The sequence below is a fragment of the Marinococcus sp. LNSP9103-4 genome (genome assembly GCF_056034345.1).
Map to the genome: position 1 here is coordinate 116,758 of NZ_JBQLIA010000003.1, position 16,148 is coordinate 132,905.

The following is a 16,148-nucleotide window of genomic DNA, read 5'->3' on the forward strand; positions in this document are numbered from 1 at the left end:
GAACCATGCCGCACTTTTTTAACAACAAGCGATTGATCATCTTGATGGTAAGCATTATTCTTCTTGTTATACTCGTAGGGTTTTCCATGAGGGAACGGGAATCGGTGCCGTGGCCGGAAGAGTTCGTGAGAGACTCTGTAGGCGTTTTTCAATCGACCATCAGCCGCCCGGCTCACTTTGCAGCTAATCGCTTTGAAGCTGTGGAAAATTTACTGGATACATACGAGGAAAATAAAACCCTGAAACAACAGCTGGAAAAGTATGCTGCCACTTCGGCAGAGCTTGAAAACACCCGGCAGGAAAATGAAACGCTCCGTGAATCGGCAGATACGCAGGAAATGCTGAGCGACTATGAAAGCCGCCAGGCGCTTGTCGTCTACCGGAACCCAGACCGCTGGACACAAACCATAGGTATTAATCAGGGCACCCAGAACGGTATTGAACAGGATATGGCCGTAGTTACAAATGAAGGCCTTATCGGACGTGTGGCTGAGGCTTCTGAATTTTCCTCCACTGTCCAATTATTATCGGACGGGGAACGGACAAACCGTATCAGCGCCAGTGTGACCGCCGGTGATGAAACGGTTAATGCTTTCATTGAAGGATGGGATGAAGACCGGGACGGCCTAATGCTCCGGAAAATCCGCAGTGATGCAGAAATCGAAGAAGGTCAGCAGGTAGTTACTTCAGGAATGGGCGGAGCGTTTCCAAGCGGTATTCCAATCGGGGAAGTAGAGAGCGTGGAGCCCGATGAATACGGTTTAACGTATAACGCCCTTATTGAACCAGCGGCAGACTTCAGTGATTTGACGTATGTAAATGTTCTGGACCGGAATATTGAAGATTTGAGTGAAGAATTTCCTTCGCTCGAAGAAGACCAGGAGCAGGAGGACGAAGAGGAAGAAGCCGTGGATCCAGTCGGTGAAGAAGGCGGCGGGGGCTCATGACACGCTTTCTTATCCCCGTAGCAATCTTTTGTTTATTTCTTATTGAAGGAACATGGTTTGAAATCCTCTTTCCACAGGAAAATGAAAGTGGATGGGTGTGGATGCCGAGATTTGCGCTTATTGGAGTGATTTTGACCAGCATATACCGCGGCCCGGTTGCAGGAGTATGGGCAGGTGTTTTCGTTGGCTTTCTCTATGATTTCACGTACACGCAGATTCTCGGTGTTTATACGTTCTGCTTCGGCTTCATTGCGTACGTGAGCTCCTATTCTCTGCCGGTGGTCCGGAACAGCTATGGATGGCAGTGGCTTATCATATTCTGTGCGCTTTTTGTATTTGAACTGCTGATTTATTTTATTTATTTTTTGCTGGGCATTGCCGAACTTTCCTTCGGAGAGTTTTTAGTAAAGCGGATGATTGCTTCGTGGCTTATTAACGGGGCTGCTGCTTTACTGCTGCTCGTTCCTTTCCGCCGTATTTTTGAATGGATTGAAGACGAAGAAAAAATCAGGCAGCGATAATTTTTTAAAAAAGAAGTGGTTTGCTGTTTATTCCTGTGAAATGAAACCGTATAATGGAAAGAACGACATTTACTAAGAATGGAGAGCGCTTAAGGGTTCAGGGGTGAAAATATGACGAATAACAATGGAAATTATGTAACGATCAAAGGTACTAAAGAAGGACTAACCATTGTATTAAATGATCAGTGCTCTTATCATGAACTTCTTGAGGAATTGAAGAAGAAGATTGAACGGGAGCAGCGTTTGTTTGAAAACGGGCCGCAAGTAGAAGTCCGTGTGGACGCCGGGAACCGTTATTTGAGTAAAAGTCACGAAGAAGAAATTACGGAAGTTCTGAACAAAACGGGTTCAGTGCGGGTGCATGAGGTTCATTCGAACGTGATAACAAAGGATGAAGCACAAGAGGTAATTGAAAAAGCAACAGTAACGTCTGTCACACAGATTGTCCGTTCGGGGCAGGTACTCCGCAAAACAGGCGACATCCTTATTATTGGCGATGTTAATCCCGGCGGAGTGGTTGAAGCAACGGGTAATATCTATGTTATCGGTGCATTAAAAGGAATAGCGAGAGCCGGCACAGAGGGAGAAAGTCATGCTGTGGTGTGTGCCTCTGTGATGATTCCTAAACAAATTTCTATCTCGGATACGTATTTCTACGCGCCGGAAAAGCATGAAAAGCAGGAGCAGAAGCCTGCGATTGAAGGCCCGGGGTATGCGTATGTTACCGGAGAAGAATATAAGGCAATTGCATTTGAGGAAACAAAAATGCTCGGGCATTATTTACGCTCGGTCTCATATACATAAGCATGTCAGGCCGAAAAACAACTTCCGGACACCGTTAGCCGGAATGAGAAGCATGTAAGGTCTGAAAGGAGGAACCGTTGGTGGGAGAGGCAATAGTAATTACATCCGGAAAAGGCGGAGTCGGGAAAACCACGACTTCTGCCAACATCGGTACAGCACTTGCACTGCAGGGACAAAAAGTATGTTTGATTGATACAGATATCGGACTTCGGAATTTGGATGTCGTTATGGGTCTGGAAAACCGGATCATTTACGATCTGGTGGATGCTGCGGAAGGACGCTGCAAGGTGCAGCAGGCATTGATCCGGGATAAAAGGTTCGACTGCCTGCATTTGCTGCCGGCAGCACAGACAAAGGATAAATCTGCGGTGAATCCCGAACAAATGGAGGAAATCGTGGAAACGCTCCGCCCGGAATACGATTTTATTCTTATCGATTGCCCGGCCGGTATTGAGCAGGGATTTAAAAACGCTGTGTCCGGCGCGGACAAAGCGATCGTTGTTACCACTCCGGATACGGCAGCCGTGAGAGATGCTGACCGGATCATCGGTTTGCTTGAAAACGAAGATATTGAACCGCCAAAGCTGGTAGTGAACCGGGTGCGGAGTGATCTTTCACGGGAAGGCAACGTACTGGATGTGGAAGACGTCGTAGCTACACTCGCAGTGGATCTGCTCGGCATGATTGTAGACGAAGAGCATGTGTTAAAAGCAGCACATAAAGGGGAGCCGATTGCGATGAATCCAAACAGCAGAGCTTCGCTTGGGTATCGGAACATTGCCCGCCGGCTGCTCGGGGAATCGGTGCCGCTTATGGCAGTGGAAGAAAAGAAAAGCTTTTTCTCCAAAGTGAAAAGTTTATTCGGAATAAAATCATAACAGGTTAAGGACGGGGAGTATGCTTCCTGTCCTTTTTGTTTGTGCAGAGGAGTCAATTTTGTTTTCTTTAAGAGCTGCGTGGTATAATAATAACGAAAGGGCATGCTGTTTTGGAGTTGATTCCCGAATCGCCTGTCTTTCTTATAAAGGTTTTTACAGAATGAAAGGCTTCGATTATCTATCCGAATGCGCGGAGGAGGAATCACTGATGACTGTTATAGAAAAGCACCCTTATCTTTCCGATGAAGAACGCCAAAAACTGGCACTTTTAAATAAACAAATGCAGGAAGCGGCTTCCGAACAGGAATTGAAGCGGCTTACAACGCAGATCGCCCTGCTTCATGAAAAAGCGAAGGTCAGAGAAGAAAATAAGTCTAACTGAATGACTGCCACCATCATGTGGCAGTCTTTTTCCTTTTGGAAAGAAATGTGCCACTGGAGGAACGTTCAATGGAATTAATTGCAAATATGAAAGCCGGGGAAGCAAGAGCGGCCCTGAAACATAATGGAAGAGTGAAAGAGTTCTTTTTTGAGTCGGCAATGGATGACACGGCGGCCGGAGATATCTATAAAGGAAGAGTAGTGGACGTGCTGCCGGGCATGGATGCTGCATTCATAGATATCGGCAAAGGGAAAAAAGGATACCTGCACCGGGACAATATTATGGCGTACCGGCTGCTGAAAGAGCCGCTTGCTGAAAAAAAGCAGCGGGGCATCAAAGATTTTATCAAAAAGGGCGAATATTTATTTGTTCAGGTCGTGAAGGAAGAAACGGCCAGCAAGGGAGCCAAGCTTAAGGAAAATTTGTCACTGCCGGGAAAATACTGCGTGTATCTTCCGGATGAGCCGGGACTGTTTATTTCACAAAAAGTGGAAGGGGCAGTAAAGGAAGAATGGCTCGAACAGGAAAAAGCGCTGCCGTTGAACGGAGACGGCCTGATTGTGCGTACGGAGGGCACGGACCAGTCTCTGGATGTAATAAAGAAGGAAGTCTCCCAACTGCAGAGCCTTTGGCAGGAGATGGTGCTTCGGGGGGAAGAGCTGTCCTCTCCGGGAAAGGTATCGCAGGAGGAGTACTTTTTAAAAAAATGTCTGACATATGCTCCTCTGGAATATGTGAAAAGAGTCGCTGTGGACACAAGAGAAGCGATTGAGACGGCAAAAACACAATTCAGCGGATGGGAGCCCGAAAAGCGTCCAGAATTTGTGCTTTTTGAGAACCAGGAAAATATTTTTTCGAAAGAAAATGTGGAAGTTGATCTCGAGCGCGCCTTAAAGCCTATAGCGTGGCTGAAAAGCGGAGGATTTTTACAGATCGAAAAAACAGAAATGTGTATTACCATTGATGTGAATACGGGAAGGTTTACCGGAAAACATGATCTCGGGCACACAATTGTAAAAACAAACCTCGAAGCTGCCACAGAAGTAATGCATCAATTGCGTGTCAGAAATCTCTCCGGGATGATAATGATTGACTTTATACGGATGAACGAAGAAAAAGACCGGCAGCATTTAATGCAGGTATTGGAAGAAAAAGCTGCTGAAGACCCACAAAAAATCCGGATTGCCGGCTTCTCCCGTCTTGGCGTTGTGGAGGTGACCCGCCAGCGTTCCCGTCAGAGTCTCGAAGAACACCTGCTCGAACCTTACGGCACAGAGTACGGCAAAGGGTGGAGGCTGTCGGAAAAAGAACTGGTGGAAAGATCAAAACGAATGCTTGGTGCGTGGATGGAAGAAGACGTGGATGCGATCGTACTGGAAGTCCCGGACCGACTGCTCCTCAGGGAAGGAAGGGCACTGTATGATGATCTTCAGCAAATAGCCCCGGGCCGCTTGTTTATCGTTTCTGAACCAAAGGAGCAGGAGGTCGTTGTCCGCTACGCGGGAAGCCTTGAAGTGGCGGAACAAAGAAATCAGGCATTGAAGGCTCAAATGAAGCAGCGGGGAATTGACTTTCGTTTTTAATATATGCTATTATTTGTAACGTTAGTTGTTTGGAAGCACCCAAACTACAACCGCACAAGAACAGGTTTAAGCCCTGGAAAGGCACCTGTATTGGCGAGTCTAAGTGATTAGGAGGTGCAGAGATGTACGCAATTATTGAAACTGGTGGAAAACAGTTAAAAGTAGAAGAAGGCCAGACTATCTTCGTTGAAAAATTAGACGCAGAAGCTGGAGAGAACGTGACGTTCGGCAATGTAGTATTTGTCGGAGGCGACGATGTAAAAGTTGGTTCTCCTTTTGTTGAGGGAGCTAAAGTTACAGGCAAAGTAGAAAGACAGGGCCGTAACAAAAAAATCATCGTTTTCAAATTCAAGAAACGTAAAAACTACCGCCGTAAGCAGGGCCATCGTCAGCCTTACACAAAAGTTACAATCAACAGCATTGACGCGTAGTTATGATACGGGTCACTGTTAGCCGTGACGGGGCAGAGCGTATTCGTTCTGTTACCATGACCGGCCATGCTGAGTCAGGGCCGTACGGCTACGATTTGGTATGTGCCGGCGCTTCGGCAGTATCTTTTGGGGCTGTAAACGCGATGGCATCTCTCTGCCATACTGATCCCGTAGTGGATTTAGGCCAAGAAGGCGGTTATTTTCAGTGCGTGCTTCCGGAAGAAAGCACCGAAGAGGATAAGCGTCAAATGCAGCTTTTGGCAGAGGGAATGATTATCTCTTTGGAGACCATTGCTGATCAGTACGGTGAATTTATATCAATTGAAGAGCATAGGAGGTGAATGTTGATGTTGAAATTAGACCTGCAGTTCTTTGCTCAGAAAAAAGGGGTAGGTAGTACAAAAAACGGTCGTGACTCCATTTCCAAGCGTTTGGGTACCAAGCGCGCCGATGGCCAGCACGTAACCGGTGGTTCTATCCTCGTCCGCCAGCGCGGTTCGAAAATTTTCCCCGGCAACAATGTCGGTAAAGGTGGAGACGATACTCTTTTCTCCAAAATCGACGGTGTTGTGAAATTTGAGCGTGTCGGAAAAAAACGTAAACGCGTGAGCGTTTATGCAAAAGAAGCATAAGACTCGCATCCGTTCAAACAGATATTTTCTGTTTGAACGGATTTTTTTATTGAAAGGGGACCGAAAGATGCAGGTAACAATTATTGGCTTTTGGCATGCGTTTCCGGAAGCCGGGGAAGCGGCTTCCGGTTATCTGATTGAAGAAGATGGTTTTCAGCTGCTGCTCGACTGTGGAAGCGGAGTGATTTCCCAGCTTCAGCATTACACAGAGCTTAGCGGCATCGACGCCGTACTGCTGTCCCACTATCATCAGGATCATGTGGGTGATTTCGGAGCTTTCCAGTACTATCGTCTGCTCGAACCGGTCCTCTGGCCGGAAAAGCAGCATGAGACCGCGGTTTACGCGCACCGGGAGGATGAAGAAGGCTTTCAGCGCCTGTTTTATAAAGAAGCCGTACAGCCGACAGAATACCGGGCAGAGGAGCCTTTTACCGCCGGGCCGTTCACTATTACTCCTACAGCTGTAAAACACGCCGTCCCCTGCTTTGGGTTTCGGATTGAAACCGCAGCCGGCAGCCTATTTTTCACTGCAGATACTTCATATATACCAGAGCTCGAGCAGGCGGCTGCGCAGGTAAATGTGCTTATCGCCGAATCCAGCTTTTATGCCGGGCAGGACGGGTCATTCGCCGGCCATATGAATTCAGAGGAAGCAGCGGAGCTCGCCAAAAGGGCTCAAGCAGGTAAATTAATATTAACCCACCTGCCTCATTTCGGAGACCATACGCAGCTGAAAAGAGAAGCAGAAAGGATTTTCGCAGGACCTGTGGAGCTCGCAGCAGGCGGACTTAAAATAAATATCAGCTGAGGCAGTTAATCATTTCTTCCGGGAAATGATTTTTTTCGTTTAAATGAAAGCGGTACCGCATGCACCTTTACATATTCTTAACAATCAAACTATTTTCTCTTAACAATTAAGTCCTATACTAAGCATTGGGAGCAAAAAGAGTTGCTTTGCCATTAGTACATAAACAAAGAGGAGGAAGTTGCTTTGAAACTCAAAACAGTATGGATGGTTCCAACATTAGCGTCAATGGCAGTATTTGCATCCGCATGTGGCGGTGGGGGAGAAGAACCCGGCGGCTCGGAAGAAAGCTCCGACAGTGAAGGAAGCGGAGAAGAAAGCGCAGGCCAGGAAGGCGGCGGTTCCGGAGATATTGCTATTGATGGTTCCTCCACGGTTTTTCCAATTATGGAAGCCGTATCGGAGGAATTCGGTAAAGAAAATGAAGATATAGACGCACCGGTGGGTGTTTCTGGCTCCGGTGGCGGTTTTGAGCGTTTCATTGCTGGCGAAACGGACCTTAACAACGCCTCCCGTGAAATTTCTGAAGAGGAGCAGCAGGCCCTTGAGGATGAAGGAATTGAATACACTGAACTTACGATGGCCTACGATGGTATCACTGTTGCTGTAAATCCGGAAAATGATTTTGTGGATGAATTGACCTATGATCAGCTCGACCAGATCTACTCCGACGACAGCGATGCAGAAACGTGGTCCGATATTAACGAAGAATGGCCGGACGAAGAGTTGGACCTTTATGCTCCGGGTACGGATTCCGGCACTCATGATTACTTCGTAGAGAACGTGCTTGGCGGCGATGATCTTTCCCGTAACGCTTCAACGTCCGAAGACGACAACGTTCTCGTTAACGGGGTATCAGGCAGCCAGGGAGCTATTGGGTTCTTTGGATATTCCTACTACAGTGAAAACGAAGATGATTTAAAAGCTGTACCAGTTACAGATGACGATGAAGAAGCTGTAGAGCCTTCGCCTGAAACGATCACTGATGAATCTTATCCACTGGCACGTCCACTGTTTACTTACTTCAAAAACTCTTCTGTGGAAGATGATGAAGATGTAGAAGCATATGTGCGCTTTGCCAATGAAAACGCCGGTGATCTGGCAGAGGAAGTAGGCTATGCAGCAGCACCTGACAGTGCTTATGAAGAAAACGAAGAAAAAATTGATGAAGTAGCCGGAGAGTAAATAAAAGGCAGTAAAGGGCAAAAAGCGAGGAAGCTTTGACTTCCTTGCTTTTGTACTTGCCTGAAAGAAATCATCTGTTAAGGGGATGGACAGCAAAATGGAAGATCGTTCAAAGCTCTCGATCAGCGAAAGAATCGAACAGAAAACAAAAGGCTCCGGCTCTTCAAGCTTTATGGAAAAATTGATGCCGGCTATCTTTTTATCGTGTGCAATTATTTCGATATTAACTACTGTAGGTATCGTGTTCACTCTACTGTTTGAAACAGTAACCTTTTTCCGGGGGGTGCCATTTGCTGATTTTTTTGCTTCCACTGAATGGTATCCATTCTTTTCAGAGCCGCAGTACGGCATTTGGCCATTAGTGAACGGTACGTTAATGATTGCAGGTATTGCCATGATGGTATCTATTCCTTTTGGGCTGGGAGCTGCCATTTATTTGAGTGAGTATGCCTCAGAAAAAGTCCGTAAAACAGTTAAACCAGTTTTAGAAGTATTGGCTGGTATTCCAACTATTGTTTATGGTTTTTTTGCTCTTACTTTTGTGACGCCGATTCTAAGGGCCGTTATCCCCGGCGTGGATGTCTTTAACGCATTAAGTCCAGGGATTATAGTAGGCGTTATGATTATTCCAATGATTGCAAGCCTTTCAGAGGATGCAATGAGCTCGGTGCCGAATTCGATCCGGGAAGGGGCTTTCGCTTTAGGGGCCACACGCATGGAGGTCACGGTGAAGGTAGTTATGCCGGCCGCCTTATCGGGAATCATTGCCTCCTTCGTCCTCGGCGTTTCACGTGCTGTCGGTGAAACAATGATTGTGTCAGTGGCAGGCGGTGCAAGCCCGAGTATGGGAATTGACCCGACAGGAGCGGTGCAGACAATGACAGCGTACATTGTACAGGTGGTCAAAGGAGACGCTGGTTTTGGAACACCGATTTATTACAGTATTTATGCTGTAGGTATGACATTATTTGTGTTCACCCTGGCGATGAACCTGTTGGCTCATTACATTTCTCGACGATTCCGGGAGGATTACTAAATGAAATTTGCAGATACAACAGCACCTAAGGAAGCATACGAAGAAAATACTCAGCGGCTGGGCAAAAGGCATATTTGGAATAAGGCGTTTAAAGGGCTTTGTTTTGCCGCTATGGCTTTTAGCATAGCGATGCTTCTCGTATTGCTGATACGAATACTCACTCAAGGAATTGGTTTTTTAGACTGGGGCCTTGTCGTAAACTTTGCTTCAAGAAACGCAGAGGATGCAGGAATGCTTGCTGCGCTGGCAGGGACGATTTGGTTGATGATGGTAGCAGCACCGCTTTCTTTTGTTTTAGGAGTCGGCACAGCTGTTTATATGGAGGAATATGCTCCGGTAAACAGATTCACCAACCTTCTTCAAACGAATATTTCCAATCTTGCGGGCGTTCCTTCTGTGGTCTTCGGGCTATTGGGACTTACGATATTCAATCGTCTTCTGGGGCTTGGAGCAAGTGTTCTTGCAGGGGGCCTGACCCTGTCTCTGCTTGTTCTTCCTATTATCGTTGTTGCCTCCAGGGAGGCTATTAACGCGGTTCCGACAGACGTCAAGCAGGCCTCCTATGCTATGGGGGCAACTAAATGGCAGACAATCTTCCGGATTGTTATTCCTACATCTCTTCCAGGAATACTGACAGGAACTATTCTGGCACTCTCGCGGGCAATCGGGGAGACAGCCCCAATTCTGGTAATTGGTGCACTGACATATGTTGCTTCCACACCATCAGATCTGTTTTCCAACTTTACCGCCATGCCGGTGCAAATTTATGACTGGACCGGACGTCCGCAGGAGGAATTTCAAAACATTGCAGCGGCAGGCATTATTATCATACTGCTCATGCTCTTTTTCATGAACTCCATTGCTGTATTTATCCGGACTAAATTCCAAAAACGCTTTTAATATAAGGACCAAAGAAAGGGGAAGCACTATGCAGACTAAGCATGAAAACCGTTCAGTAGAGGGAAACGACAATTTCAATACAGAGGAAAAAGCGCCGCTTGCATACAACGTAGACCAGCTGAATCTCTGGTACGCTGACAACCACGCGCTGCAGAATATTTCGATGGAGATTCCGGAAAAGTCCGTGACAGCCATTATCGGACCTTCGGGCTGCGGGAAATCGACATTTATTAAAACCTTAAACCGGATGACTGAAATGAATCCGATTGTAAAAACGAACGGCTCCATTAAGTACCGGGAAAATGAGATTTTTTCAAAGAATTTCAGTGTCGAGTATCTTCGTACTAAAGTAGGGATGGTGTTTCAAAACCCGAACCCGTTTCCCAAATCGATTTATGAAAATGTAATATACGGTCCGAAAATTCATGGCATCAAGGATAAAAAAACGCTTGATGAGATCGTGGAAAAAAGCTTGAAAAAAGCGGCTATCTGGGATGAAACGAAGGACCGGCTGAAAGAAAATGCTTTCGGGCTCTCCGGTGGTCAGCAGCAGCGTCTATGCATTGCGCGCTGTCTGGCAATTGAACCTGACATCATTTTAATGGACGAGCCTACTTCTGCATTGGATCCAATTTCTACGCTGAAGATTGAAGAGCTGGTCCAGGAGCTGAAAAAAGACTATACGATTGTCATTGTTACCCACAATATGCAGCAGGCAGCCCGCATTTCAGACAATACTGCTTTCTTCTTAAACGGTGTTATTGTAGAGCATGATCAAACAGATAAAATCTTTTCATCGCCGGCGAAAAAAGAGACAGAAGATTATATTTCCGGCAGATTCGGCTGAGCCGGAAGAAAGAGGTTGAATAATGGGCGTTCGAAAGGCGTATGAGCAGGACTTAACGTATTTAAAGCAGGAAATACTCGACATGGGCAAATATGTGAAGTATGCTTTCGAGCAGTCGCTGCTCGCGTTAAAAACCAATGATAATCAGTCACTTGTCCGGGAAATTGTTACAGATGATAAAAATATCAATTCCATGGAATTGAAAATCATGGATGCGGCGACATTAACAATTGCCAAGCAGCAGCCGGTGGCTACAGATCTGCGCAGGTGTATTGTTGCTTTAAAAATGGCCAGCGATCTCGAGCGCATGGCCGATATCGCAGTGGATATTGCAAAAGCTTCAGCCAGGCTGAGCGAAAATAGAAGCCGGGAGGATATTGACCAGTTAATTGATATGGCGGAAATTTCCAGGCAGATGTTTGACCAGGCGATGGAGGCATATGACAATCAGGAACTGATGCATGCCCAGCGAGTCGCTTCTTTGGATGATCACGTGGACAGTAAGTATAAATTGTTTATACAGAAGCAGCTTCGGCAAAGTGCGGATGAAGTGCTGCTGGAAGACATTACTCAGCTGTCTTTTATCGGGCGTTATATTGAGCGTTTTGCAGATCATACGACGAACTTGGCAGAATGGGTCGTTTATGAAGTGAACGGGCACCATTTTGATTTAAATTAGAAATGCATACAATGCAGTCTCCGCCTGATAGCGGAGGCTTTTTTGTACTGTATGGAGCTCTTTTGCAAACTTGAAGGCAGAGAAGGGGCTGAAAGAAAAAATTTTAACCGGCTGTTATCTCAAATACCTGCTCCAGTCTGTCGATATAAAAAGAGAAGAAGCTGCAGCACACTATCAACTAGTATTGAGTTCAAAAGGCGGAGGTACGGGCATGAGCCATACAGAATATTTGGATATGTTTATTGAAGAAAGCCAGGAGCACATTCAGGCGATTAACGTTCACCTGCTGGAGCTGGAAAAGCAGCCGCAGGATGAAACGATCATAGGGGAAATTTTTCGTTCGGCCCATACGATGAAAGGCATGGCCGGCACGATGGGATATGAGGATTTGACGAATGTTACACATGCTCTGGAAAATGTTCTCGACCAAATGCGTGAAAAAACGAGGCTTGCAGATGCAGAAACGATGGATGTACTTCTTGAAGCAGCAGATGTTGCTGAAGAAATCGTAGAGGATATCGCTTCCGGCGGTGAGGGGAAAAAGGATATACAGGCTATTACGGAAAAGCTGCTTGGTCAAAGCACCCGGCCCGGGGCAGAGCAGGGGACAAAAGAAAAGAATGGCATTGACATGGATTGGAATGAATACGACCGGGCAGTGATCGCCCAGTCCGTGGAAAGTGGTATGCAGGCATATACAGTGCATGTGACCCTTGAGGAGAATGCCATGCTAAAAGCAGCACGTGCCTACATGGTATTTGAAGCTCTTGAAGCAGACGGTCACGTTATTAAATCAGTGCCGGAGGCTTCAGATATTGAAGCGGAGCGATTCGATAACGCATTTACCACAGCAGTAGTAACGACCGCTGCAAAGGAAGACCTGATCAACCAGGTGGCTTCAATTTCGGAAATTGAAACAGTGGTGGCAGAGGAAATTGAAATAACGGGCAGCACAGACCATCAGGAAGGTTTGGTCGAAAAACCGGCTCCGGAAGTAAATGAAACCAGTTCACTGGAACGTAAACGTACAGAGACGAACAAAACCATCCGGGTTAATATTGACCGGCTGGATAAATTAATGAACCTTTTTGAAGAGCTGGTTATTGATCGGGGGCGTCTTGAGCGTATATCGGAGGAAATACGAAGCAGCGAACTGACAGAAACAGTCGAAAGAATGTCACGGACGACCGGGAGCCTGCAGGAAATTATTTTACATATGCGGATGGTACCGGTGGATCAGGTGTTCAGTCGTTTCCCGAAGATGGTGCGCAGCCTGTCAAGAGACCTTGGCAAAAAGATAGAGCTCGAAGTCATTGGTGCAGAGACGGAACTGGATCGTTCGATTATTGATGAAATTGGGGACCCGCTTGTTCATCTTATAAGAAATTCGATCGATCATGGAATTGAAATGCCCGAAAACAGAAAGCAGAACGGCAAGCCGGAAGAGGGTCATGTCGAGCTTCGTGCTTATCACAGCGGCAATCATGTGTATATTGAAATTGAGGATGACGGGGGCGGAATTGACCGTGAACGTGTACTCAAAAAGGCCGTGGAAAATGACGTAATCGCTGCCGAGGACGCCGATACGCTGACGGATTACGACGTGCATCAATTCATTTTTTCAGCAGGATTCAGCACTGTTGATGAAGTGACTGACCTGTCAGGGCGCGGGGTCGGTTTGGACGTAGTAAAAAATACGTTTGAATCACTCGGCGGCGTCATCAGTGTGCATTCTGAAAAAGGACGCGGAACCAAATTCAGTATTCAGCTTCCCCTGACACTGTCGATTATTGATGTGATGCTTGTGGATGTGGGTGAAGAGCATTACGGACTGCCGCTTACTTCTATCGTAGAGACAGCAAGTATTAAGAGCAGCAGCATTTTTTATGTGCACAAACGGAAAATGATCGATTTTCGCGGAAATATTATTCCAGTAATGTTTTTGGAGGATGTATTTGAAATTCCGGTGGAACGGGAGTGGGACCGTGAAAATTATTCGGTCGTAGTCGTGCATAAAGGAGAAAAGATGGCCGCTCTGGTTGTCGACAGTTTTATCGGGCAGCAGGATGTTGTATTGAAATCACTCGGCCATTACCTTCGGGACGTACGCGCCATATCAGGAGCCACGATTCTCGGAGACGGTAATGTAGCATTAATTGTAGACACAAACGCTCTATTGTAAGGAGGAAGTATTATGACGGAAGAAAATGTTGTAAAAAAAGTCATTATATTTCGATTGGAGGCCGAAGAATACGGCGTTGAAGTAAATCATGTCCAGTCGATTGAACGAATGCAGAATTTCACCCGTATACCAAATGCTGAAAAAAGTATACGCGGCGTCATTAATTTGCGGGGTGTCATTATTCCAATTATTGATCTTCGAAAAAGACTTTCCTATGAAGAAGTCCCGTATACAGAAGAAACACGGATTTTAATTTTAGCTCTTGAAGGCAATCATATCGGCTTGATCGTTGATGCGGCAAACGATGTGATGGACGTGTTTGAAAGTGAAATCGACGCGCCTCCTCAAGCGGTGTCGAAAGAAGAACAAATGTATTTAAAAAACGTAATCAAAAAAGAAAGCCGCGTATTTACTCTTTTAAATGTGCATGCAGTAGCCGAATCCTTGGAAACGGCGTCTGTTTGATTCCCAGGGCTGTTCTCCTTTAATATAGGAGAAGGAGCCCTTTTTCATATGTGTGAAAAATAAATTAGGGAATAGGGCGGATAGTGGAAATATTTTCACAGGACTGTACGCCGCAGATAGAACAAGGTATGATGTTAACAGCGGCGCCAGGCAGCGTGCGTTCGAAATTTTATATAATGGGGACATGCTTCCATGAGTTTACATCAATCAACCGAAGAAAAGCAGTATGATATCAATATGATGTTTGTATTGTTTTTATTCGCAGTAGTCAGTTGTTTCTATATTTTTCAGGCTCAGCAGCTCGAACAATACGAAGGCAATTTTATGATCCAGCAGATTATCTTTTTCGTGCTGGCATTCGCTATTATGATGGTAGTTATACATTTTGATTTTGAGTATTATCTGATACTGCACTGGTTTTTATATGCTTTTGGGCTAGCTCTTTTAGCAGGGCTGCTAGTTGCCCCGTCAAGCATTGCCCCAGTGATTAACGGGGCACAGTCATGGTATGTAATCCCCGGTCTCGGCCAGTTTCAGCCGGCAGAATTTATGAGAATTTTTCTGATCTTGACGCTCAGTGCTATCATTTATAATCACCATACAGAGTACAGCGGGAGCAAAAACATGCGCTCTGATTTTATACTTATAGGGAAAATGTTTCTACCCACCCTCCCGGTCATTCTTCTTCTGGCAACACAGCCGGACATGGGGAGTGTGATGCTCGTAGGAGCTATTTTTGTTTCTCTTCTGGTGGTTTCGGGGATCTCCTACAAAATATTGACAGTAGCTATCGGCGCTCCACTTTTAGCGATACTTGGATTTGTCATTTCTTTTTTTCAGTTTCCTAATTTGATGGAGCGATTTGTATTTTCCAATATGGACCCTTATCAGGTAAGCAGAATCCAGGGATGGCTGAATCCGTTTGAAAATCAGGACGCAGGTTTTCAGACAGCAAGAGCATTGACTGCCATCGGCTCCGGAAGGCTGTTTGGCAACGACGGGGACCAGGTGTATATCCCGGAAGCCCACACGGATTTCATTTTTGCTGTGATCAGTTCTGTTCACGGCTTTCTGGGCGGTGCGATGGTCATCACCCTTTATTTTGTGCTCCTGTATCAAATTCTTCTGATCAGCATGCGGTCGCATAACGCTTACGGCAAATACATCTGTGCAGGTGTTATTGGATTGTTTGCTTTCCAGATATTTCAAAATATCGGACAAAGCCTTGGCCTTCTGCCGGTCACCGGCTTTACGCTTCCACTGCTCAGCTACGGAGGAAGCTCGCTTGTCGGCACCATGTTTATTTTAGGTATCGTAATGAGTGTACGCTATCATTCAAAAAATTACTTCTTTGCCCACCACAAAAATCAGTAAAGCCAGCCGAAATCCGGCTGGCTTTTGTTTATGGTTTTTTGATATGCATGGAATTCTTTGGGGCTCTGGCTCTTCCCGAAGATGAGAAAAGCTGTTCGCTCTGCCTTTGCACGGCCGAGATGAGAGTATCGAGTTTACGCTCCATCCGGTAAACAAGAAAAAAGGCAAGTGCAACAGCCGCTCCCTGGTCTCCGGCCAGCTGTATCCATTCCTCCATGAAAAATCCTCCTTTATAAAGAATCCCCCAGCCGAGGGGGCTGAGGGAATCGGATTAATTGGTTTCCCAGATAGTGTCTACGTTTCGTTCTACGACTCTTGCATACACTTTTTTAGTAACAATGCCATCGCTTGTGAAAAAGGCTTCCTTAGCAATAATGGTGTCCATTAATGCCTCTACTGCTGTTTCATCCACCGGTTCTGCCGGGTTTTCGATAGAAAGAGTAGTAGCTTTGCCGAAATCACTTTCAAAACGCAGCTGCAGTTGCTTGCTCATCATC

General features: G+C 46.1%; 20 protein-coding genes and 1 other annotated feature. Of the genes, 18 read left to right on the forward strand and 2 right to left on the reverse strand.

Annotated elements, in window-relative coordinates; genetic code table 11:
• The first annotated feature begins 5 nt into the window (after positions 1 to 5).
• From mreC to ACTRXG_RS03350, 18 genes are all read left to right on the forward strand, one after another.
• Complete coding sequence (gene mreC / locus ACTRXG_RS03265) at positions 6 to 947, forward strand: rod shape-determining protein MreC (protein WP_322526487.1); 942 nt, start codon at positions 6 to 8, stop codon at positions 945 to 947.
• A complete protein-coding gene (gene mreD / locus ACTRXG_RS03270; RefSeq protein ID WP_474284025.1) occupies positions 944 to 1,468 on the forward strand; it encodes a rod shape-determining protein MreD in 525 nt (174 codons plus the stop codon). Before mreC ends, mreD begins: the two co-directional genes overlap by 4 nt.
• Positions 1,469 to 1,579: 111 nt before the next feature.
• Positions 1,580 to 2,272, forward strand: coding sequence for a septum site-determining protein MinC (gene minC / locus ACTRXG_RS03275; RefSeq protein WP_474261965.1), 693 nt, complete (start codon positions 1,580 to 1,582; stop codon positions 2,270 to 2,272).
• Positions 2,273 to 2,352: 80 nt separating this feature from the next.
• Positions 2,353 to 3,150, forward strand: a complete 798-nt coding sequence (gene minD / locus ACTRXG_RS03280; RefSeq protein WP_319631120.1) for a septum site-determining protein MinD — start codon at positions 2,353 to 2,355, stop codon at positions 3,148 to 3,150.
• A gap of 208 nt (positions 3,151 to 3,358) precedes the next feature.
• Complete coding sequence (locus ACTRXG_RS03285) at positions 3,359 to 3,532, forward strand: hypothetical protein (protein WP_022793174.1); 174 nt, start codon at positions 3,359 to 3,361, stop codon at positions 3,530 to 3,532.
• 68 nt (positions 3,533 to 3,600) lie between these two features.
• Positions 3,601 to 5,115 carry an Rne/Rng family ribonuclease gene (locus ACTRXG_RS03290; RefSeq protein ID WP_474284026.1) on the forward strand — a complete coding sequence of 505 codons (1,515 nt, stop codon included), beginning with the start codon at positions 3,601 to 3,603 and terminating at the stop codon, positions 5,113 to 5,115.
• 38 nt (positions 5,116 to 5,153) lie between these two features.
• Positions 5,154 to 5,226, forward strand: a sequence feature (ribosomal protein L21 leader region).
• 11 nt (positions 5,227 to 5,237) lie between these two features.
• The gene (rplU, locus tag ACTRXG_RS03295; protein ID WP_322526483.1) at positions 5,238 to 5,546 is read left to right on the forward strand and encodes a 50S ribosomal protein L21; all 309 of its coding nucleotides are present in this window, start codon (positions 5,238 to 5,240) and stop codon (positions 5,544 to 5,546) included.
• 2 nt (positions 5,547 to 5,548) lie between these two features.
• Positions 5,549 to 5,887, forward strand: coding sequence for a ribosomal-processing cysteine protease Prp (locus tag ACTRXG_RS03300; RefSeq protein WP_474261969.1), 339 nt, complete (start codon positions 5,549 to 5,551; stop codon positions 5,885 to 5,887).
• A gap of 6 nt (positions 5,888 to 5,893) precedes the next feature.
• On the forward strand, positions 5,894 to 6,178 hold the full coding sequence (gene rpmA, locus ACTRXG_RS03305) for a 50S ribosomal protein L27 (RefSeq protein ID WP_022793178.1): 285 nt from the start codon (positions 5,894 to 5,896) through the stop codon (positions 6,176 to 6,178).
• Positions 6,179 to 6,245: 67 nt separating this feature from the next.
• Complete coding sequence (locus ACTRXG_RS03310) at positions 6,246 to 6,986, forward strand: MBL fold metallo-hydrolase (protein ID WP_474284027.1); 741 nt, start codon at positions 6,246 to 6,248, stop codon at positions 6,984 to 6,986.
• A 183-nt stretch (positions 6,987 to 7,169) separates the two neighbouring features.
• The gene (locus ACTRXG_RS03315) at positions 7,170 to 8,168 is read left to right on the forward strand and encodes a PstS family phosphate ABC transporter substrate-binding protein (RefSeq protein ID WP_474284028.1); all 999 of its coding nucleotides are present in this window, start codon (positions 7,170 to 7,172) and stop codon (positions 8,166 to 8,168) included.
• Positions 8,169 to 8,253: 85 nt separating this feature from the next.
• Positions 8,254 to 9,204 (forward strand): phosphate ABC transporter permease subunit PstC, encoded by a 951-nt coding sequence (pstC, locus tag ACTRXG_RS03320; RefSeq protein ID WP_462865526.1) that lies wholly within the window; start codon positions 8,254 to 8,256, stop codon positions 9,202 to 9,204.
• Entirely contained in the window at positions 9,205 to 10,104 is a 900-nt protein-coding gene (gene pstA / locus ACTRXG_RS03325) for a phosphate ABC transporter permease PstA (RefSeq protein WP_474261974.1), read from the forward strand.
• Positions 10,105 to 10,132: 28 nt separating this feature from the next.
• Positions 10,133 to 10,951, forward strand: coding sequence for a phosphate ABC transporter ATP-binding protein PstB (gene pstB, locus ACTRXG_RS03330; protein WP_474284029.1), 819 nt, complete (start codon positions 10,133 to 10,135; stop codon positions 10,949 to 10,951).
• A 22-nt stretch (positions 10,952 to 10,973) separates the two neighbouring features.
• A complete protein-coding gene (phoU, locus tag ACTRXG_RS03335) occupies positions 10,974 to 11,630 on the forward strand; it encodes a phosphate signaling complex protein PhoU (RefSeq protein WP_474261976.1) in 657 nt (218 codons plus the stop codon).
• A 211-nt stretch (positions 11,631 to 11,841) separates the two neighbouring features.
• Positions 11,842 to 13,812, forward strand: coding sequence for a chemotaxis protein CheW (locus ACTRXG_RS03340; protein WP_474284030.1), 1,971 nt, complete (start codon positions 11,842 to 11,844; stop codon positions 13,810 to 13,812).
• Positions 13,813 to 13,824: 12 nt separating this feature from the next.
• Positions 13,825 to 14,277, forward strand: a complete 453-nt coding sequence (locus tag ACTRXG_RS03345; RefSeq protein WP_474261980.1) for a chemotaxis protein CheW — start codon at positions 13,825 to 13,827, stop codon at positions 14,275 to 14,277.
• 192 nt (positions 14,278 to 14,469) lie between these two features.
• Positions 14,470 to 15,651: an FtsW/RodA/SpoVE family cell cycle protein gene (locus tag ACTRXG_RS03350; RefSeq protein WP_474284031.1), complete on the forward strand. Its 1,182-nt coding sequence runs from the start codon at positions 14,470 to 14,472 to the stop codon at positions 15,649 to 15,651.
• Positions 15,652 to 15,679: 28 nt separating this feature from the next.
• Here ACTRXG_RS03350 and ACTRXG_RS03355 read toward each other — a convergent pair whose 3' ends face one another.
• Both ACTRXG_RS03355 and ACTRXG_RS03360 read right to left on the reverse strand, forming a co-directional pair.
• Entirely contained in the window at positions 15,680 to 15,868 is a 189-nt protein-coding gene (locus ACTRXG_RS03355) for a hypothetical protein (RefSeq protein ID WP_474261984.1), read from the reverse strand.
• Positions 15,869 to 15,922: 54 nt separating this feature from the next.
• Positions 15,923 to 16,147, reverse strand: coding sequence for a DUF2922 domain-containing protein (locus tag ACTRXG_RS03360; protein ID WP_474284032.1), 225 nt, complete (start codon positions 16,145 to 16,147; stop codon positions 15,923 to 15,925).
• Position 16,148: the final 1 nt, after the last annotated feature.